At 62.8% G+C, this 24,484-nt stretch carries 19 protein-coding genes; 16 read left to right on the top strand and 3 right to left on the bottom strand.

Annotated features, from left to right (window positions below):
- Positions 1–61: 61 nt before the first annotated feature.
- A complete protein-coding gene (locus tag ACQ66J_RS05470; RefSeq protein ID WP_430432232.1) occupies positions 62–1,243 on the top strand; it encodes a methionine gamma-lyase in 1,182 nt (393 codons plus the stop codon).
- A gap of 289 nt (positions 1,244–1,532) precedes the next feature.
- On the opposite strand, the gene ACQ66J_RS05465 is transcribed toward ACQ66J_RS05470, so the two are convergent.
- Positions 1,533–2,300: an enoyl-CoA hydratase/isomerase family protein gene (locus ACQ66J_RS05465; protein ID WP_430430795.1), complete on the bottom strand. Its 768-nt coding sequence runs from the start codon at positions 2,298–2,300 to the stop codon at positions 1,533–1,535.
- Between the two features lie 202 nt (positions 2,301–2,502).
- Between ACQ66J_RS05465 and ACQ66J_RS05460 the strand changes: the two genes are divergently transcribed.
- From ACQ66J_RS05460 to argE, 6 genes are all read left to right on the top strand, one after another.
- The gene (locus tag ACQ66J_RS05460) at positions 2,503–5,106 is read left to right on the top strand and encodes a valine--tRNA ligase (protein WP_430430794.1); all 2,604 of its coding nucleotides are present in this window, start codon (positions 2,503–2,505) and stop codon (positions 5,104–5,106) included.
- A 123-nt stretch (positions 5,107–5,229) separates the two neighbouring features.
- Positions 5,230–7,059 carry a dipeptide ABC transporter ATP-binding protein gene (locus tag ACQ66J_RS05455; protein ID WP_430430793.1) on the top strand — a complete coding sequence of 610 codons (1,830 nt, stop codon included), beginning with the start codon at positions 5,230–5,232 and terminating at the stop codon, positions 7,057–7,059.
- A gap of 110 nt (positions 7,060–7,169) precedes the next feature.
- Positions 7,170–10,112 carry a M16 family metallopeptidase gene (locus ACQ66J_RS05450; protein WP_430430792.1) on the top strand — a complete coding sequence of 981 codons (2,943 nt, stop codon included), beginning with the start codon at positions 7,170–7,172 and terminating at the stop codon, positions 10,110–10,112.
- A gap of 95 nt (positions 10,113–10,207) precedes the next feature.
- Positions 10,208–12,130: a S9 family peptidase gene (locus tag ACQ66J_RS05445; protein WP_430430791.1), complete on the top strand. Its 1,923-nt coding sequence runs from the start codon at positions 10,208–10,210 to the stop codon at positions 12,128–12,130.
- Between the two features lie 119 nt (positions 12,131–12,249).
- Positions 12,250–12,942 carry an FKBP-type peptidyl-prolyl cis-trans isomerase gene (locus ACQ66J_RS05440; protein ID WP_430430790.1) on the top strand — a complete coding sequence of 231 codons (693 nt, stop codon included), beginning with the start codon at positions 12,250–12,252 and terminating at the stop codon, positions 12,940–12,942.
- Positions 12,943–12,947: 5 nt separating this feature from the next.
- The gene (argE, locus tag ACQ66J_RS05435; RefSeq protein WP_430430789.1) at positions 12,948–14,096 is read left to right on the top strand and encodes an acetylornithine deacetylase; all 1,149 of its coding nucleotides are present in this window, start codon (positions 12,948–12,950) and stop codon (positions 14,094–14,096) included.
- Between the two features lie 6 nt (positions 14,097–14,102).
- On the opposite strand, the gene ACQ66J_RS05430 is transcribed toward argE, so the two are convergent.
- Entirely contained in the window at positions 14,103–14,849 is a 747-nt protein-coding gene (locus ACQ66J_RS05430) for a phosphoadenylyl-sulfate reductase (protein ID WP_430430788.1), read from the bottom strand.
- 132 nt (positions 14,850–14,981) lie between these two features.
- A complete protein-coding gene (locus ACQ66J_RS05425) occupies positions 14,982–16,172 on the bottom strand; it encodes an NAD-dependent epimerase/dehydratase family protein (protein WP_430430787.1) in 1,191 nt (396 codons plus the stop codon).
- Between the two features lie 208 nt (positions 16,173–16,380).
- Between ACQ66J_RS05425 and gap the strand changes: the two genes are divergently transcribed.
- The 9 genes from gap (at position 16,381) to ACQ66J_RS05380 (ending at position 24,410) form a co-directional block, all read left to right on the top strand.
- Positions 16,381–17,391: a type I glyceraldehyde-3-phosphate dehydrogenase gene (gap, locus tag ACQ66J_RS05420; RefSeq protein ID WP_430430786.1), complete on the top strand. Its 1,011-nt coding sequence runs from the start codon at positions 16,381–16,383 to the stop codon at positions 17,389–17,391.
- A 27-nt stretch (positions 17,392–17,418) separates the two neighbouring features.
- The gene (locus ACQ66J_RS05415) at positions 17,419–18,606 is read left to right on the top strand and encodes a phosphoglycerate kinase (RefSeq protein WP_430430785.1); all 1,188 of its coding nucleotides are present in this window, start codon (positions 17,419–17,421) and stop codon (positions 18,604–18,606) included.
- A gap of 85 nt (positions 18,607–18,691) precedes the next feature.
- Positions 18,692–19,711, top strand: a complete 1,020-nt coding sequence (locus ACQ66J_RS05410) for a class I fructose-bisphosphate aldolase (RefSeq protein ID WP_430430784.1) — start codon at positions 18,692–18,694, stop codon at positions 19,709–19,711.
- 9 nt (positions 19,712–19,720) lie between these two features.
- Positions 19,721–20,311 (top strand): nicotinamide riboside transporter PnuC, encoded by a 591-nt coding sequence (gene pnuC / locus ACQ66J_RS05405; RefSeq protein WP_430430783.1) that lies wholly within the window; start codon positions 19,721–19,723, stop codon positions 20,309–20,311.
- Positions 20,308–21,297, top strand: a complete 990-nt coding sequence (locus tag ACQ66J_RS05400; protein WP_430430782.1) for an AAA family ATPase — start codon at positions 20,308–20,310, stop codon at positions 21,295–21,297. Before pnuC ends, ACQ66J_RS05400 begins: the two co-directional genes overlap by 4 nt.
- Before the next feature lie 57 nt (positions 21,298–21,354).
- The gene (locus ACQ66J_RS05395; RefSeq protein WP_430430781.1) at positions 21,355–22,104 is read left to right on the top strand and encodes a class I SAM-dependent methyltransferase; all 750 of its coding nucleotides are present in this window, start codon (positions 21,355–21,357) and stop codon (positions 22,102–22,104) included.
- Positions 22,105–22,161: 57 nt separating this feature from the next.
- Positions 22,162–22,602, top strand: a complete 441-nt coding sequence (locus ACQ66J_RS05390) for a CHAP domain-containing protein (protein ID WP_430430780.1) — start codon at positions 22,162–22,164, stop codon at positions 22,600–22,602.
- A 54-nt stretch (positions 22,603–22,656) separates the two neighbouring features.
- Positions 22,657–23,268, top strand: a complete 612-nt coding sequence (gene thiE / locus ACQ66J_RS05385) for a thiamine phosphate synthase (RefSeq protein WP_430430779.1) — start codon at positions 22,657–22,659, stop codon at positions 23,266–23,268.
- A complete protein-coding gene (locus ACQ66J_RS05380) occupies positions 23,238–24,410 on the top strand; it encodes a tetratricopeptide repeat protein (RefSeq protein ID WP_430430778.1) in 1,173 nt (390 codons plus the stop codon). The genes thiE and ACQ66J_RS05380 overlap by 31 nt, the downstream gene beginning before the upstream one ends.
- Positions 24,411–24,484: the final 74 nt, after the last annotated feature.

Here is a 24,484-nt window from a genome sequence, read left to right as displayed (position 1 = left end):
TTCTCTTGTAATCTGTTGCGTGTCAGTCAGGGAGGACGACGTCGTGGACGGATCAGCGCCAATCACCCGCCAACCCGGTTTTTCCACCCGCGCCATTCATGCGGGGTATGAGCCGGCCCAAGAAGGGGGTGCGCTGGTCCCTCCGCTGCATCTGTCATCGACCTTCGCGTTCGAGACCGTGGAGGATGCCGGCGCTGCGTTCTCCGGCGAGCGGCCCGCCCATTTCTACACCCGCATCTCCAATCCGACGCTGGATCTTCTGGAGCGGCGCATCGCCGATCTTGAAGGCGCGGCGGCGGGGGTGAGTTTCGGGTCCGGCATGGGCGCGATCACCTCGGTTCTGTGGAGCCTTCTGGAACCGGGCGATGAAATCCTCGCCGACAAGGCGCTCTATGGCTGCACCTTCTCCTTCCTGAACCACGGACTCGCCCGCTTCGGGATCAAGGTGCGTCATGTGGATATGAGCGATATCGACGCTGTGATCGCAGCCTTCAGCGACAAAACCCGCGTCGTCTATTTCGAAACGCCCGCCAACCCCACCATGACCTTGGTGGACATCGCCGCCGTCTCAGCGGTCGCGCGCGCCCATGACGTGCTGACGGTGGTCGACAACACCTACGCCACGCCGCTGATCACACGGCCGATCGAACTGGGCGCAGACGTGGTGGTGCATTCGGCCACCAAATATCTCGGCGGTCATGGCGATCTGGTGGCCGGGATTGCGGTCGGCTCTTCTGACGTAATGGAGCGGGTGCGGCTTTATGGCCTGAAGGATATGACGGGCGCGGCCCTGTCGCCGTTCAACGCCATGCTGATCTTGCGCGGGTTGAAAACCTTGTCCCTGCGCATGGAGCGCCACAGCCAGACCGGTCTGGCCGTTGCGCGCTGGCTGAAGGCGCACCCCCAGGTGCGCACCGTCGCCTATCCGGGTCTGGAAGACGGCCCGCACTATGCGCTGGCGAAATCTCAGATGCGCCATTTCGGCGGCATGATCGCGTTCGAGCTTGAGGGCGGGTATGAGGCGGGCGTGAAGATGATGAACGCCATGAAGCTGGCGTTACGCGCTGTGAGCCTGGGCGATGCCGAAACCCTGATCCAGCACCCGGCTTCGATGACCCATTCCGCCTACAGCCCTGAAGAGCGCGCCCTTCACGGCATTTCAGACGGGCTGGTGCGCCTGTCGGTGGGGCTTGAGGACGCCGACGACATCCTCGCCGATCTCGAACAGGCGCTGATGGTTTGAAGTTTCGCCACCCTTTTAACTCTGTCATCCCCCGCTTCATGCGGGGGACCCATGCCGGTTGTTGCGATCACAGGTCACGGCATGGATTCACCGGATAAACCGGTGAATGACAGGGATATGATGGACTCTTATCTCTTTCCCGGCCCCCAATCGAGTTGAGGATAAACTCCAGCCGGGATCCAGAAATCATTTGGCGCTGACGTTCAACGGCTCTGGGCCCCGGCCTTCGCCGGGGAAGAGGGGAGCTGGATTTTGAAACCCCGGCTCGCCCGGGAATTCAGGCGCCGCGCTACTTCACGACCCGCAGGAACCCGCCGATACGATTGAGCGTGTCGGTGATCTCTGGAAACTCGGCGGCGGATTCCGCCGCGATGCCGGCGGGCACGTCATGGGTTTCCGCGATGGCGTGCAGCGACTTGTAGGCGGCGACGGTCGCGGGATCGTTGGCGGCAATGTCTTTCGCCAGTGACGCGACGGCGTCGTCCAGCGCCTCCTTGCTCTCATGGCTGGCGTTGGCGAGCCCCCACGCCGCAGCGTCCTGACCTGAGAAAGTGCGCGCGGAATAGGAGATTTCCTTGGCCCGGCGCAGCCCCACGGCGTCTACCAAAGTCTGGCTCATCCCCCAGGTGGGGCGAATGGCGAATTTGGCGTGGGTGTCGCCAAATTTTGTGTCGTCTGTGGTGTGGATGAAATCGCAATGCAAGGCGAATTCCAGCGCGCCGGTGAAGCAGGCGCCATGCACTTTGGCGATGACGGGTTTGGTGCTGGCGCGTACCGCCTGCATGACCCGGCTGGCGGGTTCGTCAAACACCGACCCGACCCGGCCCGCCTTGGGCTGGGCGCCGGAGAGCACTTTCAGATCCACGCCGGCGCTGAAGGCCCGCCCTGCACCCTCGACGATGATGACCGAAGGCCCATTGGCGCTTTCGGCGCGATGAAAGGCGTCGATCAGCTCTTCGAGCATGGGCGGGATCAGCGCGTTCATCGCATCGGGACGGTTCATGCGGATGGTCAGAACGGCGTCATCGCGAAAGGTTTGGATATAGTCGTAAGTCATCATCATCTCTTTGTGCGCGCCGGATCGATTTGCCGCCCCTCCGACCCAGTCGCCAGCGCGACATCATCGGTTCGTGTTGCGCTCTTGCTCGGTTTGCTGGGTGATGGCGCCACGCTAGCTGTGCTCGCCTTTTGCGTCAGCAAAAAATCGTCTAAGACCAGCCAATCTTCCGCTTTCTCTCCAGACATATCGGTCCGCCCTCATGAAACCGTTTCCCAACAAGTATGACGCCAAAGCCTCCGAAGCCGCCCTGCGCGCCCGCTGGGCCGAGGACGACGCCTTCGTCTGGGATCCGAGCGCGCCGGCGAACACTGATTATGTGATCGACACGCCGCCGCCGACCGTGTCGGGCGCTTTGCATGTGGGCCATGTCTATTCCTACACCCAGACCGACATCATGGCGCGCTATATGCGGATGAGCGGCCGCAATGTGCTTTATCCAATCGGCTGGGATGATAACGGCCTGCCGACCGAGCGCCTGGTGGAGAAGGTGAAGAAAGTGCGCGGCGGCACCATGTCGCGCGAGGAGTTCGTGGCGCTGTGCAAAGAGGTAATCCCGCCTTACGAGCAGCAATTCCGCGATCTGTTTTCGCGCCTGGCTTTATCTGTGGACTGGAGCCGGGAATACCAGACGATTTCCGATGAGAGCCGGACGGTCAGCCAGATGTCCTTCCTGGACTTGTTCCACAAGGGCCTTCTGGAGCGCCGTCTGGAGCCGACCCTGTGGGACCCGGCGGACCGCACCGCCATCGCCCAGGCCGAGGTTGAAGAGACCGAGCGCGAAGGCAAGCTCAACTATATCCCGTTTGAAATCGAAGGCGGCGGGCTGGAGCCTGCGATCATCGCCACCACGCGCCCGGAACTGATCGGCGCCTGCGGCGGCCTGATGATCCACCCGGATCATCCGCGCGCGGGTGAGCTGATCGGCAAGCGCGCCATCAGCCCGCTCTATAACGTGCCGGTCGAGATTTACGCTGAAGACACGGTGGACCCTGAAAAGGGCACCGGCATCGTGATGTGCTGTACCTTCGGCGACGTCACCGACATCCAGTGGTATCGGACCCATAAACTGCCCCTGCGCCTTGTCATCGATCAGGCCGGCAAGATGATCGACACGCTGCCGCTGGGGACGGAAGACTGGCCGTGCCTGGACCTTGAGAGCGCGAAAGCGACCATGGAGGCGCTGGCGGGCCTGAAGGCGGCCAAAGCCAAGGAAGCCATCCTTGAGCGGCTGATCGAAAACAATCTGGTGATCAAGCAGGAGGCCACCCATCAGGTGATCCCGATCGCGGAACGCTCCGGCGCGCCGCTGGAAATCATCGTGACCCCGCAATGGTTCATCCGCACGCTCGATTTCAAGGAACAGATTCTTGAGAAGGGCCGCGAGATCACCTGGCGGCCTGAGTATATGCGCCAGCGTTTTGAAAGCTGGGTGGACGGGCTGAAATGGGATTGGTCGATCTCGCGTCAGCGCCATTTCGGCGTGCCGCTGCCGGTCTGGTATTCCAAGCGTCCGGGCGAGGAGGGCAAGATCCTGATCCCGTCCAAGGACCAGCTGCCGGTCGACCCGACCACGGATCTGCCTGAAGGCTATGAGGCCCACGAAGTCGAGGGCGAGCGCGATGTGATGGACACCTGGGCGACGTCGTCGGTCAGCCCGCAGCTCAACACCCGCTCGATCAATGAAGACTATGCGCTGGATATCGAGGCGCACCGTCGTCAGTTCCCGATGGCGCTGCGTCCGCAGGCGCATGAGATCATCCGCACCTGGGCGTTCTACACCATCGTCAAGGCGCTGCATCACGAGAACAAGGTCCCGTGGTCCAACATCGCTATTTCAGGCTGGTGCCTGGCGAGCGACGGTTCGAAAATGTCCAAATCCAAGGGCAATGTGATCGATCCGATCAAACTGCTCGACGAATATGGCTCCGACCCGGTGCGCTACTGGACCGGCACCTCGCGCCTCGGGCAGGACACGGCGATGTCGCCCAACACCCTCAAACAGGGCAAGCGTCTGGTCACCAAGCTGTGGAACGCCTCAAAACTCGCCGCGATGAGCCTTGAAGCCGCCGACGCCGCGAGCGCCTTGAAGCCGACCACGCCGAAAGCGGATATTGAGAGCGGTCTGATCAGCCATCCCCTGGATCAATGGCTGCTGGGTGAATTGTCCAAAACCATCGCCAAGGCCACGAAGGCGTTTGAAAACTACGAATACGCCGCCGCCCAGCGCGATATCGAGGATTTCTTCTGGCGCACCTATTGCGACAATTATCTGGAAATCGTCAAACGCCGCACCCGGTTTGAAGGCCAGCCCAATGCCGAGGAAATCTCGGCGGTGCATACGCTGTGGCATGCGACGGACGCTCTGATCCGTTTGTTTGCGCCGTTCATCCCTTATGTCACCGACGCCTTGTACGAGGTTCTGATCGGGGACCGCGAAGGCGCGCCCTCCACAGTTCATGCCCGCGGCATGTGGCCCGAGGCGGACGCGCAGGCGCCGGCGGGCGTCTTCGCTGAGGAAGGTGAAGCCTTTGTCCAGATCCTCGCCGCCGCCCGCAAGGTGAAGTCCGAAGCGCAAGTCTCCATGAAGACCGCGGCGAACACGCTGACGATTTCCGGGCAGGGCGCTGGCTCGGTCGCAGCATTGATCGGCGAAACGACCGAAGACCTGATGGCCGTCACGAGCGCTGGCGAGATCGTCCGGGCTGAAACCGCCCCGACGGGCGTCGCCTCCGTGCCGTCACCGGATGAGCGCTTCACCGTGTCCATGGACCTGATCATCGAGGAGAAAAAGGCGGAGGGCTGATCCTGCGCCTGACCCGAGCGCGGCGCTGCTGACCTGTGCGGCGCCGAGCGCGCTGGCGTTGAAACGCGCAGCAGCTATTGTGCAGGACTTTCCATAGAAGTCTCTGCCTCTGGAGCCATTGTCTTGACTGCCACAGCTGCGCCGATCTTTCAGGTATCCGACCTTAATGTGCGTTTTGACACGCCCGATGGCGAAGTGCACGCCGTGCGCGGGGTCAATCTGGAAATTTCTCCAGGCGAATGCCTGGCTGTGGTGGGGGAGTCCGGGTCGGGCAAGAGCCAGACCTTCCTGGCGGCCATGGGGCTTCTGGCCTCCAACGGCAAAGCGGAAGGCTCGATCAAATACGCCGGTCAGGAAATCCTGAACCTGCCGCCGTCCAAGCTCAATGCGGTGCGCGGCAAGTCCATGACGATGATCTTCCAGGATCCGCTGACCTCGCTGACCCCGCACATGAAAGTGGGTTCCCAGCTTGAGGAAGTGCTGAAGATTCACACCGATTTGCGCGGTGAGGCCGCCACAAAGCGTTGCCTGGACTGGCTGGAGCGCGTGCGCATTCCCGAAGCGGCGCGGCGTCTCAAGCAATTCCCGCACGAGCTGTCGGGCGGCATGCGCCAGCGCGTCATGATCGCCATGGCGATGCTGTGCGAACCTGATCTTCTGATCGCCGACGAGCCGACGACTGCGCTTGATGTGACGGTTCAGGCTCAAGTGCTCGACATCATGGACGAGCTCAAGGCGGAGACCGGCGCAGCGATTGCGCTGATCACCCATGACATGGGCGTCGTGGCGCGCATGGCTGATCGGGTGCAGGTCATGAAGCATGGCGAGTATGTGGAAGGCGGGGATGTCTATGACATCTTCAACGCCCCCTCGCACGCCTACACCCAGATGCTGCTGGACGCCATGCCGCGCATCGACCAGCCCGACAAGCCCGGCCATGAAGCCCTGCCGCCGCACGAAGCCATCGGCGAGGACAAGGCGCTCTTGGTGGCCGATGACGTCAAGGTGCATTTCCCGGTCGTGGTCGGCGGCGGATTGTTTCCCAAGACCAAGCCCTTGAAAGCCGTGGACGGGGTCAGCTTCGAGCTCAAAGAGGGCGAGACCTTGGGCATTGTGGGCGAGTCCGGCTGCGGCAAGTCCACCCTGGCGCGCGCCGTGCTGCGTCTCGTGCCGTCCACCGCCGGGTCGGTGAGCTGGATCGGCAAGGATCTTCTGTCGCTGAAAGCCAAAGAGCTGCGCGATGCGCGCGAAGACCTGCAGATCGTCTTCCAGGACCCGCTGGCGTCTTTGAACCCGCGTATGAGCATCGGCGCCTCCATCGCAGAACCCATGCTCACCTTCCGCAAGGGCATGTCGTCCAAAGAGCGAGAGGTCGAGGTGAAGGCGATGATGGAGCGGGTCGGGCTCGATCCGAACATGATCAATCGCTACCCGCACGAATTGTCCGGCGGCCAGAACCAGCGCGTGGGGATCGCCCGCGCGATGATCCTCAAGCCCAAGCTGGTGATCTGTGACGAGGCGGTGTCCGCGCTCGACGTGTCGATTCAGGCGCAAATCATCGAGCTGCTGATCGGGCTTCAGAAGGATTTCGGCCTGTCCATGCTGTTCATCTCCCACGATCTTTCGGTCGTGCGCGAGGTGTCTCACCGGGTCATGGTGCTGTATCTGGGCCGCATCGTGGAGCTGGCGGACCGCGAGTCGATCTATACCGACGCCCGTCACCCTTACACCCAGGCGCTGATCAGTGCGGTGCCGATTCCGGATCCGGAAATCGAGAAAAATCGCGAACGTCTGGAGCTGACGGGAGATCTTCCCAGTCCGCTCGACAGCCGCGCCCAGTTGCGTTTCATGAAGTCCAAGCTGATTGATGATCCGGATGCTGAGCAATACCGCCCGCAGCTGATCGAAGTGGCGCCCGACCATTGGGTGGCCGAGCACGATCCGATCAAATAAGTCGCAGTTTGGAATGAATCCCAGCTTTAAACGGGAATTCATTTGCCAGTGATCGCGCTGTCCTTATTTTCGCCCTAATTGGCACATGCCCGAATCTGAGGTTTCTGATCATGGTTAAGCTCCACCCACGCGGTCTCGCCTGGTGTCTGATCCCAATCGCCGCCATGGCGTTGTGGGCTTGCTCTGATCGCGGGGCGCTCGAGAGCGGAGAAGATCAGGCGAAACTCGCCGCCGCTTTTGAAGCAGCGAGCTTTCCGCATGAAGCCAGCGATATCGCTGCCCAGTCTGATGTGCGCTATGGCGTGCTAGAGAACGGGTTGCGCTACGCCATTTTGGAAAACGACACGCCGACCGGCACGGCGGCCCTGCGTTTGGTGTTTGATGTGGGCTCTCTGGCCGAAGACGATGATCAGCGTGGTCTGGCGCATTTCATCGAACATATGGCGTTCAACGGCACCACGCATGTGCCCGAAGGCGAGATGGTGCCGCTGCTGGAGCGGTATGGCCTGGCGTTCGGTCCGGACACCAACGCTTTCACGGGCCGTGAAGTGGTGGGCTATCAGCTGGACCTGCCCAGCAATTCCGAAGACATGCTGAATGTGGGCCTGTTCCTGTTGCGCGAGACCGCTTCGGAAATGGTGTTCGACAGCGACGCGATTGATCGAGAGCGCGGCGTCATTCTGGGCGAAGAGCGCTTCCGCAACACGCCGATCCGTCGCTTTTTCAACGCCTATTACACCTTCCTCTATCCTGACACGATCATCACCGAGCGTGACGCCATCGGCACGGTGGAGGTGATCGAGACCGCGCCGGCGGAACGGCTGGAAGCGTATTATCGCGATTATTACACGCCCGAACGCGGCATGCTGGTCGTCGTCGGCGATGTGGACGCAGACTTGGTGGAAGAGAAAATCCGCAACGGCTTCGCCATCGATCTGGACGGGCTGGACGTGGACTCCGTTGAAAGCTTCGCCAACTGGGAGCAACCGCAACCGGCTGCGCCTGACCCCGACATCGGCACGGTCGAAGATCCGCAAGACCCCGCCTTTGGCTTTTTCTACGATCCGGACGTGTTCACCCTGATCACAGTGGATGTGATGGAGCCCGGCTCCGCCGCTTATGACACCAAGGCCGCCCGGTTTGAGGATTTGTTGCGCCGTTTGGGCGACGCCATCGTTCAACGCCGGTTGCAACGCGAGATCAATCGCGGCGCCTCGCCTCTGGTTCAGGCCAGCCTGTCTTATGGCAATGAGTTTGGTCTTGTGAACAAGGCGGGCCTGTTCGCCGTCTCAAGCCCGGCGCGCTGGCGCGAAGGCGTGGCGGTTCTGGAACAGGAGCTGCGTCGCGCTCAGGAGTATGGCTTCACGCAGGCCGAGCTCGACGAACAGCTGGCCAATTTGCGCACCAGCCTGCGCAACGCCGTGGATCAGGCGGATACGCGCGAAAGCGGCGATCTGGCGGACGGCCTGTGGTCGAGCTGGATCGAAGGTCAGGTGTTCTCCTCTCCCCAGGATGCGCTGGCGCGCTTTGAAGCGCAGGAAGACCGCATCACGGTGGAAGCCGTGGAAGACGCCTTCAGGGAGATCTGGAAAGCTTCGCCGCCCATGGTGATGGTGGCTGTCAATCAGGACCTGGCGGACGGTGAAGCGGCCGTGCGCGAAGCCTGGCTCGCCGCATCCGCTGAACCTGTGGAACCGGTGGAAGATGCAGGCTCATCCGAGTTCGCCTATACCGAGTTCGGCCCGACTGGCGAAGTGGTCAGCACGGACCGGGTCGAGGATCTGGGCGTTGACCAGATCGTTTTTGACAACGGCGTGCGTCTGAACGTCAAAACCACCGATTTTGAAGACAATGTCATCCGCGTCCGCGTGGATTTCGGCGCGGGTGATCTGACCCCGCAGCCCAGCCCTGCGGCAGGCACCATTCTGGGCGCCGTGTTCGGCGGCGGCGGGCTTGAAGCCCATGATCGCGACGAGCTGCAACGGCTGCTGGCGGGTCGTTCAGTGGGCTATGGCCTGAATGTGGGCGCGGACACCTTCTCCTTCGCCAACGCCACGACGCCCACCGATTTTGAGCTGCAGATGCAGGTTCTCGCGGCGTTCATGACCGCTCCGGGCTGGCGTGAGGACGGGCTCAACCAGTTCCGCGCCATCGCCGAGGAAATCCGCCGGGGCCAGAACGCGCAGGCGGTTCAGGTGGCGGTGAACCGGGTGGGCCGCATGCTGCGCAGCGGCGATCCGCGCTGGGGGTTCCCGACCTCAGAGGAAGTCAGCGCCTTCACCATGGAGCATGCTCGCACCATGCTGGAGCCGGCGTTGAACAGCGCGCCGATCGAGATCACCATCACCGGCGACGTGACCACCGAGCGCGCCATCGACGTGGTGGCGACGACCTTCGGCGCCCTGGATGATCGTGACTCCAGCTGGCCCGCCTATGAGGAGAATGCTCAGATCCGCTTTCCCGAGGCGACAGAGCAGCCCGAGATCGTGACCTTCAACGGTCAGGACTATCAGGGCATGGCGAATGTGTATTACCCGACCACGGACGGCATCGATCCACGCCAGCGCCGAGCCTATGACCTGATGCGCGCCGTCTATAATCTCAAGGCGATCGACCGCTTCCGGGAGCAGGAAGGCGCGACCTATTCCGCCATTGTCTCCAGCCAGCAATCGCGCGTCTCGGAAGGCTATGGCTTCTTCTGGGTCGGTCTGGACGTGAATGTGTCCGAGATTGACCGCATGTATGACATCGCCGACGAGATCTCTCTGGCCATGGCCGGCGGCGACATCACCGAGGATGAGCTGCAGCGCGCACGTCAGCCGATCCTTGAAAGCCTGGAAGAGAATCTCGAACGCAACCCGTTCTGGGTGAATGCTCTGGCGCGCTCCCAGAGCCGGCCCGAGACGCTCGACCATATCCGCTCGGTGCAAGACGATTATCGCGCCGTGACGGTGGATGAGCTGGTGGCGTTGGCCGCTGACTCGCTCAAGCCGTCAGAGGCTTACCGCGTCACCATTCTACCGCAAGGGATGTCTGAAGACGCCGGAGACTGATGCTGCGTCCGGGCCGCCTGTCGGGGCTTGGGTTCACTTGGGGGTGATATCAGCGCAGACTGAACATCCTGCACAGGTTTGATGGGGAGAGAGTGATGAGACAGCTGATCGCGAGCGCCTGTATTATGGCGTTGTTTACGGTCGGGCTGAGCGCGGCTCAGCAGGACGGGCGTGTGACCCAGGGCAATCTGGTGATGGAGAACATCCCCGATATTCCCGCATCGGTGCAGGAGCGTCTCCAGCAATACGCCAATACGCGCTCGGCCGGGTTTTCCGATTTCGCGCCCGATGGCGGCGTCTACATCACCACCCGGTTCGGCGAGACCAGCCAGATCCACCATGTGGCGGACCCGATGGGCATGCGCCGCCAGGTCACCTTCTTCTCCGAGCGAACCGGCGGCGCCAATGTTCGTCCGGGGGGCAGCCAGTTTGTCTTCACCAAGGATATTGGCGGTGACGAGTTCTTTCAGGGCTATCTGTTTGACCCTGAGACCGCGCAGTACACCCGCTTCACCGAAGCCGAGACGCGCAATGGCGGGCTGAACTGGTCAGACGACGGCGCCCGGATCGCCTGGTACCGGCAAGTGGACGGCGATCCGGACTCTGACATCCTGGTCGCGGATCCGTCCGACCCCGCATCCCTGCGCGTGGCGCTGGAGGGCGAAGGCCTGATGATCCCGGTGGACTGGTCCGCGGATGGCCGTCAGCTGTTGATCCTGCGCTATTATTCGATCACTCATGCCGATCTCTATGTGCTGGACGTGGAGTCCGGCGCGTTGACCGAGGTCAATCCGGACGCCGATGTGGCGTATGGCGGCGCGGTTTTCACTCCGGATGGCGACAGCCTGTATGTGATTACCGATCAGGGCGGCGAATTCCGCCGGGTTGTGGAGATCAATCTGGCCGACAACGCCATGCGTCAGGTCACGCCCGACCATGGCTGGGATGTCAGCGGCATGGACCTGTCTTCGGATGGGGAGACGCTCGCCTATGTCCTCAATAGCGGCGGCAACTCCGAGCTGCACATCATCAATCCAGTCAGTGGTGAAACACGCCCGACTCCCGATCTGCCGCTGGGCTTGATCGGCGGCGTGCAGTTTGACTCAAACGACGCCCGTCTTGGCTTCTCTCATGTCAGCGCGCAATCGCCGGGCGACGCCTGGACCTATACGCTGGAGACCGGTGAACTGACGCGCTGGACCCAGTCTGAAGTGGGCGGGCTGGACACGGATTCCTTCGTCACGCCCGAGTTGATCGAGTTCACCAGCTTTGACGGCCTGCAAATCCCGGCATTCTATTATGCGGCGCCCGGCGAGGGGCCGAGTCCGGTGATCATCGACATTCATGGCGGCCCGGAAAGCCAGGAGCGGCCGGGTTTCAGCTCGACGATCCAGTACTGGGTCAATGAGCTGGGCGTCTCTGTCATCGCGCCCAATGTTCGCGGCTCATCAGGGTATGGCAATGCGTATGTGGCGCTCGACAACGGCATGAATCGTGAGGATTCCGTGCGCGATATCGGCGCGTTGCTGGACTGGGTCGCTGAACAGCCTGACCTCGATGAAGACCGCGTCGTGGTCTATGGCGGGTCGTATGGCGGGTATATGGTTCTGGCCAGCATGGTGCATTATTCCGACCGGCTTGCGGGCGGCGTGGATATTGTCGGCATCTCCAATTTTGTGACCTTCCTGGAAAACACCAACGGGTATCGCCGCGATCTGCGCCGGGCTGAATATGGTGATGAACGCGATCCGGACATGTACGCCTTCTTGCAGGAGATCAGCCCCGCCAATCAGGCGGATCGCATCACGGCGCCGCTTTTCATCATCCAGGGCGCCAATGACCCGCGCGTGCCGGCGTCTGAAGCCGAGCAGATCCTGAGCGCGGTGCGCGAGGCCGGGGGAGACCCGTGGTATTTGCTGGCGATGGACGAAGGCCATGGCTTCCGCAAGAAATCCAATCGGGATTTCCAGCGGGCGGCGGAAACCTTGTTCTTCACCGATGTGCTCGAGCTCGACTGAGCGCTTCATACACCCACTCGACGCGCGGCGCGGGCCTGATAAGCTCGCGCCGTTTCGCGTTCAGGCTCAGGCCTGACACTCTGCGCCCGTCGGCGCGTGAGGACTTAGGGGAGTTCACCATGAACCGTATTGCGCTTTTGACCACCGCCGCGCTTGTCAGCCTGGGCCTCGCCGCCTGTGGCGCGCCGTCCGCCGAAGAGCCCGCCGATGATGCGGGCGGTGAAGAGGCGCTGAGCGAGAGCGAAGCTCAGGTCAATGACATCCTTGAAGCCATGGCGGGTTCAGCCGAAATGTCGGAAGAAGAGACCATTGTCGCCGAAGCGCGCCAGTGCCGGGTCGAGGGTGAGGATCCTGAATTCACCGCCCCTGACCGCGCCGAGGATCAGGCGCTGGCCGATTACAACGCTGAACTGGGCGCCGCCTTCCTGGAGCAGAACGCGGTCAATCCGTGCGTGTTCACCCTGCCGTCGGGCCTTCAGTTCCGCATCAATCGCGCCCGGGACGGGGTTTCGCCTGATCCGCGCGGCGAGATGGTTGAAGTCGATTATGAAGGCACGCTGATCGACGGCACGGTGTTTGACAGCTCCTATGCGCGCGGCCAGTCCGCCACCTTCCCGTCCAATCGCCTGATCGCAGGCTGGGTGGAAGCGCTGCCGCTGATGCATGTGGGCGAGGAATGGACCCTCTTCATTCCCTCAAATCTCGCCTATGGCCCCACTGGCACGCCCGGCGGTCCGATCGGCCCGAACGCCACGCTGATTTTCCGCATGGAGCTGATCAGCCTGCCAAACCGTCCGATCGACGAGCAGTAAAGCCGATGCGCACCGCGACCGACTGGCTGGCCGAGCTGGTGTCTTTTGACACCACGTCTCGCAATTCCAACCTGGCTCTGATTGACCGGGTGGAGGCGTATCTGGCCAGTCTCGGCGCGGTGTGCCATCGCATCGCCAGTCCCGACGGCAAGAAGGCCAATCTGCATGCGGTCCTGGGACCGGATGTGGATGGCGGCGTCGTGCTGTCGGGTCATACCGATGTGGTGCCGGTGGATGGTCAGGATTGGAGTTCTGATCCGTTCACGCTGACCGAACGCGACGGCAAGCTCTATGCGCGCGGCGCGTGCGACATGAAGGGCTTTATCGCCTGCGCCCTGGCTCAGGCGCCGAGCTTCGCCAAGGCGAACCTCAAGCGGCCTGTGCATTTCGCGTTCTCGTATGACGAGGAAGTCGGGTGCCTGGGGGCGCCGGACATGATCGCTCAAATGGCGGGACATACGCCGCGTCCCTCGTGCGTGATCGTGGGCGAGCCCACCGAGATGGCCGTGGTGACAGGCCATAAGGGCTTGTTCTCCGTACGCGTCGAAGTCTTCGGCAAGGAAGCGCATTCGTCGCTGGTCGAGGACGGCGCCTGCGCCGCGACCAACGCGGTGCGCCTGATGAACTGGATCGTCGAGGAAGCGGACGCCCTTAAGGCCAAAGCTCCGAGCGACAGCCCGTTCAACCCGCCCTATGGCACGATGACCATCGGTCAGATGGGCGGCGGCACCGCGATCAATATTCTGGCGCGTCACGCCTGGTTTGAATCCCTGATGCGTCCGGCGCCCTGGGATGACGGACCGGGGCTGGGCCGGCGGCTGGCGGAGCGGGCGCGGGCGCTTGAAGCGGAGATGCGCAAGACGGCGCCGGACGCGAAGATCACGATCCAGATCCTCTCCGACGTGCCGCCGCTGCGGCCTGAAGAGATGGGAGAGGCGGAAGCCCTCGCCCGCGCTCTGACCGGAGATAACAGCCCGCGCGTGGTCGCCTACGGTACCGAGGGCGGTCAGTTTCAGGACGCAGGCTTCTCGACGGTCATTTGCGGGCCGGGCTCGATCGAGCAGGCGCATCAGGCCGATGAGTTTGTCGCCGTCAGCGAACTTGACGCCTGCATGGCGTTCCTGAGAAAGCTCGAACAGCGCCTCTCCGCTTAGGCGGGACTAGCCGCCCGTGCGGGTGATCACACCATCTTCACCGATATGAATGCCGCACTCGGTCTTGTCCTGACCTGCCCAGCGTCCCGCGCGCGGATCCTCGGCAGGGTCTGAGACCTGCGTGGTGCAGGGCAGGCAGCCCAGCGAGGGATAACCGTCCGCCACCATGGGGTGGGGCGGCAGGTCATGGGTCTCGAAATAAGCGTTGATCTGATCACGTGACCAGTCATAAAGCGGGTTGAGCTTGAGCTTGCCGTCCTGAATCTCGACCCGCGGCAGGGCGGCGCGATCCCCGCCATGATGGCGTTTGCGCCCTGAAATCCAGACCTTGTAAGGCCGCAGCGCGCTGATCAGCGGCAAGGTCTTGCGGATATGGCAGCATAGATCAGGATTGGTCTGATGCAGCGTGCCGTCAGGATCATCGGCTTTGAGATGGTCTTGATTGGGCGACAGGGTGCGCACATCGCTCAGGCCTAGACGCTCGGACAGGGCGTTGCGATAGGCGAGGGTCTCGTCAAACAGCTGGCCGGTGTCCATGAACAGGACCGGCGTATCGGGCTTGGCCTGGGCGACGAGATGCAAGATCACCGCGCTTTCCGCCCCGAAGGACGACACGACGCAGGATTCTCCCGGATAGATGCCCGCGAGCACCCGGCGCACGGCGCCTGCGGCGTCAAGCCCGTCCAGCGCCGCGTCGAGCGCTTGCGCGCCCGCTTCCAGCGCCAGCCTGTATTCAGATTTCAACGCCGACATGGGTCACCTGTGCTCGCCCCCGGCAGGGTGAGCGGTCAGAGCGTCCGCTTCAAGGGGCGGGGTGCGCAAGGGTGAGAAAAAAGGCCGGAGACAATGCTCCGGCCTTGGATCGTCTGGCTCAGATCAGAGCGCTCAGCCTTTTTCAGACTGGGCGGCTTCACGATCCTTGTTCCAGTAAGACACCGATTTGACTTTGGAGCGGTCGCAGCGATCGGAATATTTCTTCGCGATCTCGGTGACTTCCTCCATCAGACCTTCAGCCAGGGTGATCGGCTTCAGACCCATGGACAGGAAGGTGTCGTTCTCCACGTGAAGCTCGTTTTCATCGGCTTCATTGCGCGGATTGGGCAGATAGGCCACTTCGGTCTTGGAGATGTTGGCGATCATCTCGGCCAGCTCGCGAACCCGGTGGGTTTCGGTCATCTGGTTCATGATGCGCGTGCGCTCGCCATGTTCGGGCGGGTTCTCGACCGCCAGCTGGATGCAGCGCACCGTGTCCTGAATGTGGATGAAGGCGCGGGTCTGGCCGCCGGTGCCATGCACGGTCATCGGGAAATCGATGGCGGCCTGCATCAGGAAACGGTTCAGCACGGTGCCGTAATCGCCGTCATAGTCGAACCGGTTGATCAGGCGCTCGTCTTTCTTGGTTTCTTCAGTCTGGGTGCCCCAGACAATGCCCTGGTGCAGGTCGGTGATCTTCACCTTGTCGTTCTTGTTATAGAAATGGAAGAACAACTGATCCTGGGTCTTGGTCATGTGGTAGATCGAGCCCGGATTGGCCGGGTACAGGATCTCTTGATCCTTCAGGCCTTCGCGAGTCTCCACTTTGACCTTCAGATAGCCTTCGGGGATTTTCATGCCCGCAGTGCCGTAGCCGTACACGCCCATGGTGCCGAGGTGAACGAGGTGGATGTCCAGCCCGGTGTCCACGATGGCGGCCAGCACGTCATTGGTGGCGTTGAGGTTGTTGTCGACCGTGTAGCGCTTGTGGCGCGCGGACTTCATCGAATAGGGCGCAGCGCGCTGTTCGGCGAAGTGAATGATGCTGTCAGGTTTTTCTTCAAGGATCAGGTCGACCAGTTCCTGATAGTCCTTGCCGATGGTGAGATCCTTGAAGCGAATCTCCTTGCCCGACACCTCTTTCCAGGCCTCCAGGCGCTCGCCCATGGGGCGGATCGGCGTCAGAGAGTCGACTTCCAGCTCGATGTCGATTTTCCGGCGAGACAGATTGTCCACGATTACAACGTCATGGCCACGCGCAGACAGATGCAGCGCAGACGGCCAGCCGCAGAAACCATCACCGCCGAGCACGAGTACTTTCATCTCAATCCCCAAAAAAAGACTGTCCTGACCCTGTCAGAATTTTGACGAGGTTTCTTGCAGTTCATGGGCTCGGATGCAAGGGCGGGACGCGGTCCCGGCGCCCGGCGTATGGACGGACGGTCGGGAACCGTCTAAACCGCGCGCGATATGTCTCAAGGCCGCAAGCGCTTGGCTGCGCCCGGCTCAAACCGATAAAAAGGAGCGGATCATGGCGCTGCGTGTGGCGATCAACGGATTTGGTCGGATCGGCCGTCTGGCTCTGCGGGCTCTGGCGGAGCACGAGCAGGCTGGCGAGCTCGAAATTGTGGCCATCAATAATTCGGGCACCGCTGAAGCCATCGCCCATCTGTTCGCGTTTGACAGCGTGCATGGCCGCTATCGCGGCGATCTGACCACCGGCGAAGACTGGATGGATCTGGGCTTCGGCAAGATCACCAAGGTCAATGAGCGCGATCCCGCCAAGCTGCCCTGGGCGGATATGGGCATTGATCTGGTGATGGAATGCACCGGCCAGTTCAATGACAAGGCGAAGGCCATGGCTCATATCGAGGCCGGCGCCAAACGCGTTCTGTGCTCGGCCCCGGCCAAGAACGCCGACAAGACCATCGTCTATGGCGTGAACCATGACCAGCTGACGGCCGAAGACCTCATCGTCTCCAACGCCTCATGCACCACCAACGGCCTGGCGCCGGTGGCCAAGGTGCTCAATGACGCGGTCGGCATCGAGCGCGGTCACATGACCACCATCCATGCCTACACCGGCGATCAGCCGACGCTGGACCGGAACCACAAGGATCTGCACCGCGCCCGCGCGGCGGCGATGTCGATGATCCCCACCTCCACCGGCGCGGCCAAGGCGGTCGGCCTGGTGCTGCCGGAACTGGCGGGCAAGCTCGACGGCTCCGCTGTCCGCGTGCCGACCCCGAATGTGTCGCTGATTGATCTGGTGTTCACGCCGGGCAAGGCGACTTCGGTCGAGGAATTGTCGGCAGCGATTAAGACGGCCGCGGACGGTCCGATGAAGGGCGTTCTGGGCTATGATACCGCGCCGCTGGTGTCGATCGATTATAACCATGACAGCCGCTCATCGGTGGTGGCGCTCGACAAGATCAATGTGATCGACGAACGCCTGGTCCGCGTCATGACCTGGTACGACAATGAATGGGGCTTTGCGTGCCGCATGCTCGACACCGCCAAGGCCATGGGCCGCTTTCTCTAAACTGACGGACCTTGAAGGGACGCTGACATGATCCGCCGTATCGAAGACGCCGACATCGCCGGCAAGCGCGTTCTTGTCCGCGTGGACTTCAACGTGCCCATGCAAGGCGGGAGCGTCAGTGACGACACCCGCCTGCGCGCGGCGCTGCCGACCATCGCCTTCCTGCGAGAGGGCGGGGCGAAAGTGATCCTGATGGGGCATTTCGGCCGTCCCAAGGGTCAACGCGACCCCAATATGAGCCTGGCGCCGGTGGCGACGCCGCTGGCGATTCTGATCGGCCATCCGGTGAAGTTCGTCTCTGATTGCGTGGGCGAAGACCCGAAGGGCGCGATTGCCTTGATGAAGGCGGGCGATGTGCTCTTGCTGGAGAATACGCGTTTCCATGCGGGCGAAGAGAGCAACGACCCGGCGTTTTCCGCCCAGCTGGCGGACCTGGCGGACGTGTATGTGAACGACGCCTTCTCCGCCGCACACCGGGCGCATGCCTCGACTGAAGGCGTGGCCCGGCTGTTGCCCGCTTATTCCGGCCTCGCCTTGCAGCGTGAAATTGATCATGTGACCGCGGCGCTCGACAACCCCAACCGCCCGGTGCTGGCGGTGGTGGGCGGGGCCAAGGTCTCCACCAAGATCGAACTCCTGAAAAACCTCGTCAAAAAGGTGGACCGCCTGTTTGTGGGCGGCGCCATGGCGAACACCTTCCTGGCCGCGCGCGGTCATGATGTGGGCGCGAGCCTTTACGAGGTCGATCTGATCGACACCGCCAAGGCCATCGACGAAGCCGCCGGGCAAGCACAGTGCGCCTTGCTGCTGCCCACTGACGTGGTGGTGGCCAAGGAATTCAAACCCCATGCCGAGCGCCGTGTGGCGTCGGTTGAGGACGTGGCCAAGACCGAGATGATCCTTGATTGCGGACCTGAGACCGTCGATCAGCTCGCCGACGCCATCGCCGCCTCGCGCACTTTGGTGTGGAACGGTCCGCTGGGCGCGTTCGAAACGCCGCCCTTCGACACCGCCACGGTGGAAGCGGCCCGCTATGCCGCATCGCGCTGCAAGGATCATGGCCTGACGGCTGTGGCGGGCGGGGGCGATACGGTCGCCGCGCTCAACCAGGCCGGGGTGTCGGGTGATTTCACCTTTGTCTCGACCGCGGGCGGCGCGTTTCTGGAATGGCTGGAAGGCAAGGCTCTGCCCGGCGTGGAAGCGCTACGGGACTAAGTCTTGACCATTCGCCCGCTCGGGGCGAAACACACACTCAATTCGGCGAGGCTCGCCACACATCATCTTACGGGGGACGACGGTCATGGACATCGATCAGCTCAACGAAATCGCGATCCGCATGACGGCGCCGGGCAAAGGCCTTCTGGCCGCCGACGAATCCACGCGCACCATCGGCAAGCGTTTTGACGGCATCGGCCTGGAAAACACTGAGGACAATCGCCGCAACTGGCGCGAGATGCTGTTCCGCACCACGCCCGCCATGACCGACCATGTCTCCGGCGTCATCCTGTTTGACGAAACCCTGCGCCAGAAAGCCGCTGACGGTACGCCGCTGGTCAAGCTGATCGAAGACGCGGGCTCGGTTCCGGGCATCAAGGTGGACGCCGGCGCCAAAGCGCTGGCGGGCGCTGAAGGCGAGACCATCACCGAGGGCCTCGATGGTCTGCGCGAGCGTCTGGCCGAGTATTACGAGTTGGGCGCGCGTTTCGCCAAATGGCGCGCTGTCATTGACATTAATGGCGAGGACATTCCCTCCCAGTACGCGGTGGATGTGAACGTGCACGCGCTCGCTCGCTACGCGGCGCTGTGCCAGGAAGCCAATATTGTCCCGATCGTCGAGCCTGAGGTTCTGATGGACGGTGATCATTCCATCGAGCGTTGTTACGAAGTGACCGAGTTCACGCTCAAGCGCCTCTACGCCGAGCTGTTTGATCAGGGCGTGATCCTGGAAGGCACGGTTCTGAAGCCGAACATGGTCATCGCCGGCAAGAAATGCGCCGATCAGGCCAGCCATGAAGAAGTGGCCGAGATGACGGCGCAATGCCTTCTGAACACCGTTCCGGCGGCGGTTCCGGGCATCGCCTTCCTGTCGGGCGGCCAGTCTGATCTGGACGCCACTGCGCACCTCAACCTTCTCAATGAAGGCTTCGACATGCCCTGGCCGCTGACCTTCTCCTATGGCCGTGCGCTGCAGGCCGCCCCGCTGAAGGCGTGGAACGGCTCTGATGTCGCCGCCGGTCAGAAAGCCTTCAACCACCGCGCCCGCATGAACGGCCTCGCCGCGCTGGGCGAGTGGAATGAGGGCCTGGAAAGCGAAGGCTAAGCCTCGCTCATGACATGGCTTGAACCGACTGCCGCCGGGCTCGGCGTGCTTTGCCTGTTCTTTTTGATCCGGCAGAGCATGTGGGCCTGGCCGGTCGGCATCGCCATGACCAGCCTTTATGCGCTGATCTTTTTCGACGTCCGGCTATATTCAGACTTCGGCCTGCAGCTGATATTCTGCGTCCTTCAGGCCTATGGCTGGTGGTTCTGGCTGTCACACCGCGACAAGGCCGAAGCTGGCAGTCAGGCGCCGGTGGTCGGGCTGGGCGTTCAGAAGCTTCTGCCCTGGCTGGCGGTTGGCGCTGCAGGCGCTCTGGTCCTCGGCCTTGTGATGGACCGCTTCACCAATGCCGACCTGCCGTATTGGGATGCGATGACCACGAGCTTCAGCCTGGTCGCTCAGGTCATGCTGGCGCGCAAATACCTTGAGAACTGGCTGGTCTGGATCGGCGTCGATGTGGTCGCCATAGGGGTCTACGCCTACAAGGGTCTCTTGCTGACCAGCGGGCTCTACGCCCTGTTTCTGCTGATGTGCGTCTGGGGCTTCTGGCAATGGCGCCGGGATTCAAGCGCGGAGCCCAAGGCCGCGCCGGCCCAATGACCCGGCCGGTCCATGGATTTGTTCTGGGCAAGTTCATGCCGCCCCATGCCGGGCATATGTATCTGTGCGATTTCGCCGCCGGGCTCTGCGATCAGCTGACCATTCTTGTCTGTTCGCTCGATCGTGAGCCCATACCGGGCAAGCTGCGCCATGAGTGGATGAGCGCGCTCTATCCCGATGCCCGCGTGCTCCATTACGACCGCGACGTGCCTCAGGAGCCTTCCGAGTGTCCTGAATTCTGGGACATCTGGCGCGAATTGGTCCGCAGCGTTCATCCCGAACCCATCCACCGTGTGTTTGCGTCCGAGGCGTATGGTCTCAGGCTGGCGCAAGAGTTGGGGGCGGAATTCTGGCCCGCGGATATCGAGCGCGTCTGCCGGCCCGTCAGCGGCGCCCAGATCCGGCAAAAACCGATCGCGCACTGGTCGATGATCGCACTACCCGCTCGTCCCTGGTTCACCCGCACGATCGTCATGCATGGCCCTGAAAGCACCGGCAAGTCCGTGCTGGGGCAGGAGCTCGCCCGGGCGCTTGGCGGCGCTTATGCGCCAGAATTCGGTCGGACCTGGTGCGAGCTCTACGGGACCGATTGCAGCGCACAGGACCTGCGCAATATTGCTGCGGGACAGACCTCTGCGATTGAGGCGGCCCGGCGTACGGCGGAAGGCTTCGTGATCTCGGACACGGACGGGCTTCTGACCGAAGTCTGGTCTCAGATGATGCTGGGCGCTTCGGTCTTTGATCCGTCGCCGGATCCGGACGGCGATCTTTATCTTCTGACCGATATCGACCAGCCCTTCGTGGATGACGGCACGCGAGTCTATGGCGATCCGACGGACCGCCAGCGCTTTTTCGAGCTTTCCATTGAGGCGCTGGAGCGGCGCGGCGTTGATTATGTGCGCCTGTCAGGCAGCTGGGAGCAACGGCGCGTCACGGCGCTTGACGCTATTGCGCAGCGCTTCGCGCCGTTGACCCGAGACGCGTGACCTTATCGGCTGTCACGGTATCGTATTTATATGGACACTGCAGACCGGAGGACCTTCATGACAGCCAATCCGTTTGATCAAGGCGGCGAACGTTACGCCGCCGGTCGTCCGATCTATCCGCCCAAGCTCACCTTCACGCTGGAAGGCCTTGTGAGCCAGCACCGGCTCGCGGTGGATGTGGGCTGCGGCACGGGCCAGTTATCCGTGCTCTTGGCGGAGTATTTTGATGAGGTGCGGGCGTTTGATCCCAGCGACAGCCAGCTCGCCCATGCGCGGCCTCACCCCAAGGTCAGTTACGCCAAATCCCCCGCCGAAGCCCTGCCGGTCGCCAGCGGCAGCGCGAACCTGATCACCGCGGCGCAGGCGGCGCACTGGTTTGACCGTCCGCGGTTTTACGCCGAGGTGCGCCGGATCGCGGCGCCGGGCGCGGTGCTGGCGCTGATCACCTATAACAACGCCGAGGCGGACACCGAAGCGATGAAGCCCATAGGCCAGCTTTATCATGCGCTTGATCCGTGGTGGCGACCCGAGCGCGAAGATGTTGAGACCGCCTATGCCCGCTTTGATTTCCCCTTTGACGAGATCGCGGTGAATGGCGGCGCCATCGTTCATGACTGGCGCTTTGACGAGATGGCCGCCTATCTCGAAAGCTGGTCGGCCCTGCGCGGCGCGCGCGCTGCGGGCGAGGATGCTCTGGTGGACGGCTATCTGGATCAGGCGCGCGAGGCTTGGGGCCAAGCCGAGATCCGGGTGCGGTGGCCGATCACGGTGCGCGCCGGTTTCGTCCATACTCCGCCGTGTTCCTAATCCGCCCCCCGATCCGGCGCCGCAATACTGAGACCCGTTTTAGAAAAGGGGTGTCAGATGACCGGAGACGAGCTTGTCCAGATCGCCAGCAGACATATCGGCGAAGCCTATCGCTTGGGGGCTGAGGCGGAGTTGGACAACAAAGACTATGCCGGGCCGTGGGATTGCGCCGACTTCGTCAGCTGGTGCGTCTATCAGGCCTATGGGATCAAGGCGGGGGTGACCGCAGCCGGGCATCCGTATTCAGGCGCCTGGATCACCCATGCTGAAAACCCTGCGCACGCTCTGACCGTCGAAGCAGCGTTTGAGACGCCGGGCGCCGTGCTGGTGCGTCGCCCTCATCATTATGGCGCGGGTCATGTGGCGATCAGCGACGGGGTGGGCGGCACGATTGAAGCGCGCGGCCAGCGCTATGGCGTAGTGCGGGCCAAGGGGCGGGGCCGGATCTGGGACTTAGGCTGCACGATTGCGGGCGTCAGCTATCAAGGCTCGCCCTGACGGCGACCGATACAGATTGTTCCTTTTCGCCGTGCGCCGGGTTAGGAGAAGGGCATGGCCGAGCTTTATCTTCTGACCCCGCCCAAAATTGATGCTGACTTCGCCGACGTGCTGGCGCGCACGCTCGATGCAGGACGCGTCTCCGCCTTGCAGCTGCGCCTCAAAGAGCATTCGGACGCTGAAATCGAGGCGCTGGCGCCGAAACTAATCGAGATCGCGCATCAGCGTGGCGTCTGCGTAATCCTCAACGATAACCCGGCGCTGGCCGCGAAGCTGGGCTGTGATGGCGTGCATATCGGTCAGGACGACGGCTCGATCCGCGACGCGCGCGCGGCCCTGGGGCCGAAAGCCATTGTGGGCGTCACCTGTCATGACAGTCGGCATCTGGCGATGACGGCCGGGGAACAGGGCGCGGATTACGTCGCTTTTGGCGCTTTTTTCGACACCGCCACGAAATCGCCCAAGACGCGCGCTGATCTGGACATACTGGTCTGGTGGACCGAATTGTTCGAACTGCCCTGTGTCGCGATTGGGGGACTAACCTTGGAGAATGTCTCCGAGGTGATCGCAGCCGGGGCTGATTATATTGCAGTATGCGGCGGGGTCTGGTCGCATCCCGATGGACCGGAGGCCGCATGCGCGGGCTTGTCACAACTCTTGGATTGATCCTGTGCCTGGGCGGTTCCGCCTGGGCTGTGCAGGAGGCGCCGACCGTCCCGACCGCTCAGGAGGTCCAGGGACCGCCTGCGGCTGACTCGGTCTTGCCGCCCCTGCCTGAAGGGTTGGCGGAAGACTTTGCGCGTGACGCCAGCGGCGACGCCGTCGAGGGCCGGTCGTTGACCAATTCCGCCATGGCGAGCGCGTCTGCGGCCTATCTGGTCGGCGATTATCAAGGCGCGTTGATTCACGCCCAGCGCGCGGCGGCGGGCGGTGAAGCCCGCGGCGCGACCTTGGCGGGGCATATCCTGCTCCATGGTCTGTCCGCTGAAGCGAGCGATGAAGACGCGGTGCGCTGGTTCCGCCGTGCGGCGGATTTGGGCGAGCCGGACGCGCTGATCATCCTGTCGCGTCTGGCCGAAGAAGAACGCGGCGGGCTTCAGGTCTGGCAATCGCGCGAATACCTGGCGCAGGCCGCTGAGGCCGGCGATGCGCGCGGCGCCCATGAATATGGCCTCTATCTGATGGAGCGCGGCGATCCCGGCGCTGCTGAAGAGGCGATGAACTGGTTGCAGCTCGCCGCGCAAAGCGGACGTCCGGAAGCCTATGGCGATTACGCCTACGCGCTGGCGGACTGGGATCACGGCCCGCATGATCTGAGCGCGGCGCGCACCTGGTATGAGCGCGCGGGCGAGGCGGGCGATCCTAGCGCCGCCCTGATTGCGGGCCTGATGATGATGCAGGGCGAGGGCGGCGAGCCCGATGAAACCGGCGGGGCGCGGATGATCCGCATGGCCGCCGAATACGGTCTGCCCGCCGCCATGGGGCAGCACGCGCTTTTGTTGTTTCAGGGCGTCGCCGGCCAGCCGCCCAACCCGTCGGGCGCCGTGGACTGGGCGCGACAGGGGGCCGACGCCAATGATCCCGACAGCCAGTTCCTGCTCGCCTATGCGCTGGCGAGCGGCGATGGCGCGCCGCAAAATCTTGAGCGCGCCTATTACTGGGTGTTGCGCGCCGCGGCGCCACGGGGCGGCCGCACGCCGGAAGACTTTGACCGGGACCGGCTGGAAGCGTCGCTGGAAACCGCGTTGCCCGAGGCGGTGCAAGAGCGTGTTCGGGTCGAAGCGGCGGTGCAATCAAGCCCGTTTTAACTGTGTCAGGGGGGCTTGGCTGAGCCTCGCCTCAGACGTGCAGCTTGCCCGTACAGGGCGGCCCTGTTAAACGA

The sequence above is a fragment of the Oceanicaulis sp. genome (genome assembly GCF_965284345.1).
Lineage (GTDB): Bacteria > Pseudomonadota > Alphaproteobacteria > Caulobacterales > Maricaulaceae > Oceanicaulis > Oceanicaulis alexandrii_A.
This window is presented reverse-complemented; position numbering and strand designations above follow the sequence as displayed.

What these genes read in the sequence shown, in the direction of transcription:
- ACQ66J_RS05465 (WP_430430795.1), bottom strand. Translation starts at nt 2,300, where the DNA reads ATGACTTACGACTATATCCAAACCTTTCGCGATGACGCCGTTCTGACC.
- ACQ66J_RS05460 (WP_430430794.1), top strand. Translation starts at nt 2,503, where the DNA reads ATGAAACCGTTTCCCAACAAGTATGACGCCAAAGCCTCCGAAGCCGCC.
- ACQ66J_RS05450 (WP_430430792.1), top strand. Translation starts at nt 7,170, where the DNA reads ATGGTTAAGCTCCACCCACGCGGTCTCGCCTGGTGTCTGATCCCAATC.
- ACQ66J_RS05445 (WP_430430791.1), top strand. Translation starts at nt 10,208, where the DNA reads ATGAGACAGCTGATCGCGAGCGCCTGTATTATGGCGTTGTTTACGGTC.
- ACQ66J_RS05440 (WP_430430790.1), top strand. Translation starts at nt 12,250, where the DNA reads ATGAACCGTATTGCGCTTTTGACCACCGCCGCGCTTGTCAGCCTGGGC.
- argE (WP_430430789.1), top strand. Translation starts at nt 12,948, where the DNA reads ATGCGCACCGCGACCGACTGGCTGGCCGAGCTGGTGTCTTTTGACACC.
- ACQ66J_RS05430 (WP_430430788.1), bottom strand. Translation starts at nt 14,849, where the DNA reads ATGTCGGCGTTGAAATCTGAATACAGGCTGGCGCTGGAAGCGGGCGCG.
- ACQ66J_RS05425 (WP_430430787.1), bottom strand. Translation starts at nt 16,172, where the DNA reads ATGAAAGTACTCGTGCTCGGCGGTGATGGTTTCTGCGGCTGGCCGTCT.
- gap (WP_430430786.1), top strand. Translation starts at nt 16,381, where the DNA reads ATGGCGCTGCGTGTGGCGATCAACGGATTTGGTCGGATCGGCCGTCTG.
- ACQ66J_RS05415 (WP_430430785.1), top strand. Translation starts at nt 17,419, where the DNA reads ATGATCCGCCGTATCGAAGACGCCGACATCGCCGGCAAGCGCGTTCTT.
- ACQ66J_RS05410 (WP_430430784.1), top strand. Translation starts at nt 18,692, where the DNA reads ATGGACATCGATCAGCTCAACGAAATCGCGATCCGCATGACGGCGCCG.
- pnuC (WP_430430783.1), top strand. Translation starts at nt 19,721, where the DNA reads ATGACATGGCTTGAACCGACTGCCGCCGGGCTCGGCGTGCTTTGCCTG.
- ACQ66J_RS05400 (WP_430430782.1), top strand. Translation starts at nt 20,308, where the DNA reads ATGACCCGGCCGGTCCATGGATTTGTTCTGGGCAAGTTCATGCCGCCC.
- ACQ66J_RS05395 (WP_430430781.1), top strand. Translation starts at nt 21,355, where the DNA reads ATGACAGCCAATCCGTTTGATCAAGGCGGCGAACGTTACGCCGCCGGT.
- ACQ66J_RS05390 (WP_430430780.1), top strand. Translation starts at nt 22,162, where the DNA reads ATGACCGGAGACGAGCTTGTCCAGATCGCCAGCAGACATATCGGCGAA.
- thiE (WP_430430779.1), top strand. Translation starts at nt 22,657, where the DNA reads ATGGCCGAGCTTTATCTTCTGACCCCGCCCAAAATTGATGCTGACTTC.
- ACQ66J_RS05380 (WP_430430778.1), top strand. Translation starts at nt 23,238, where the DNA reads ATGCGCGGGCTTGTCACAACTCTTGGATTGATCCTGTGCCTGGGCGGT.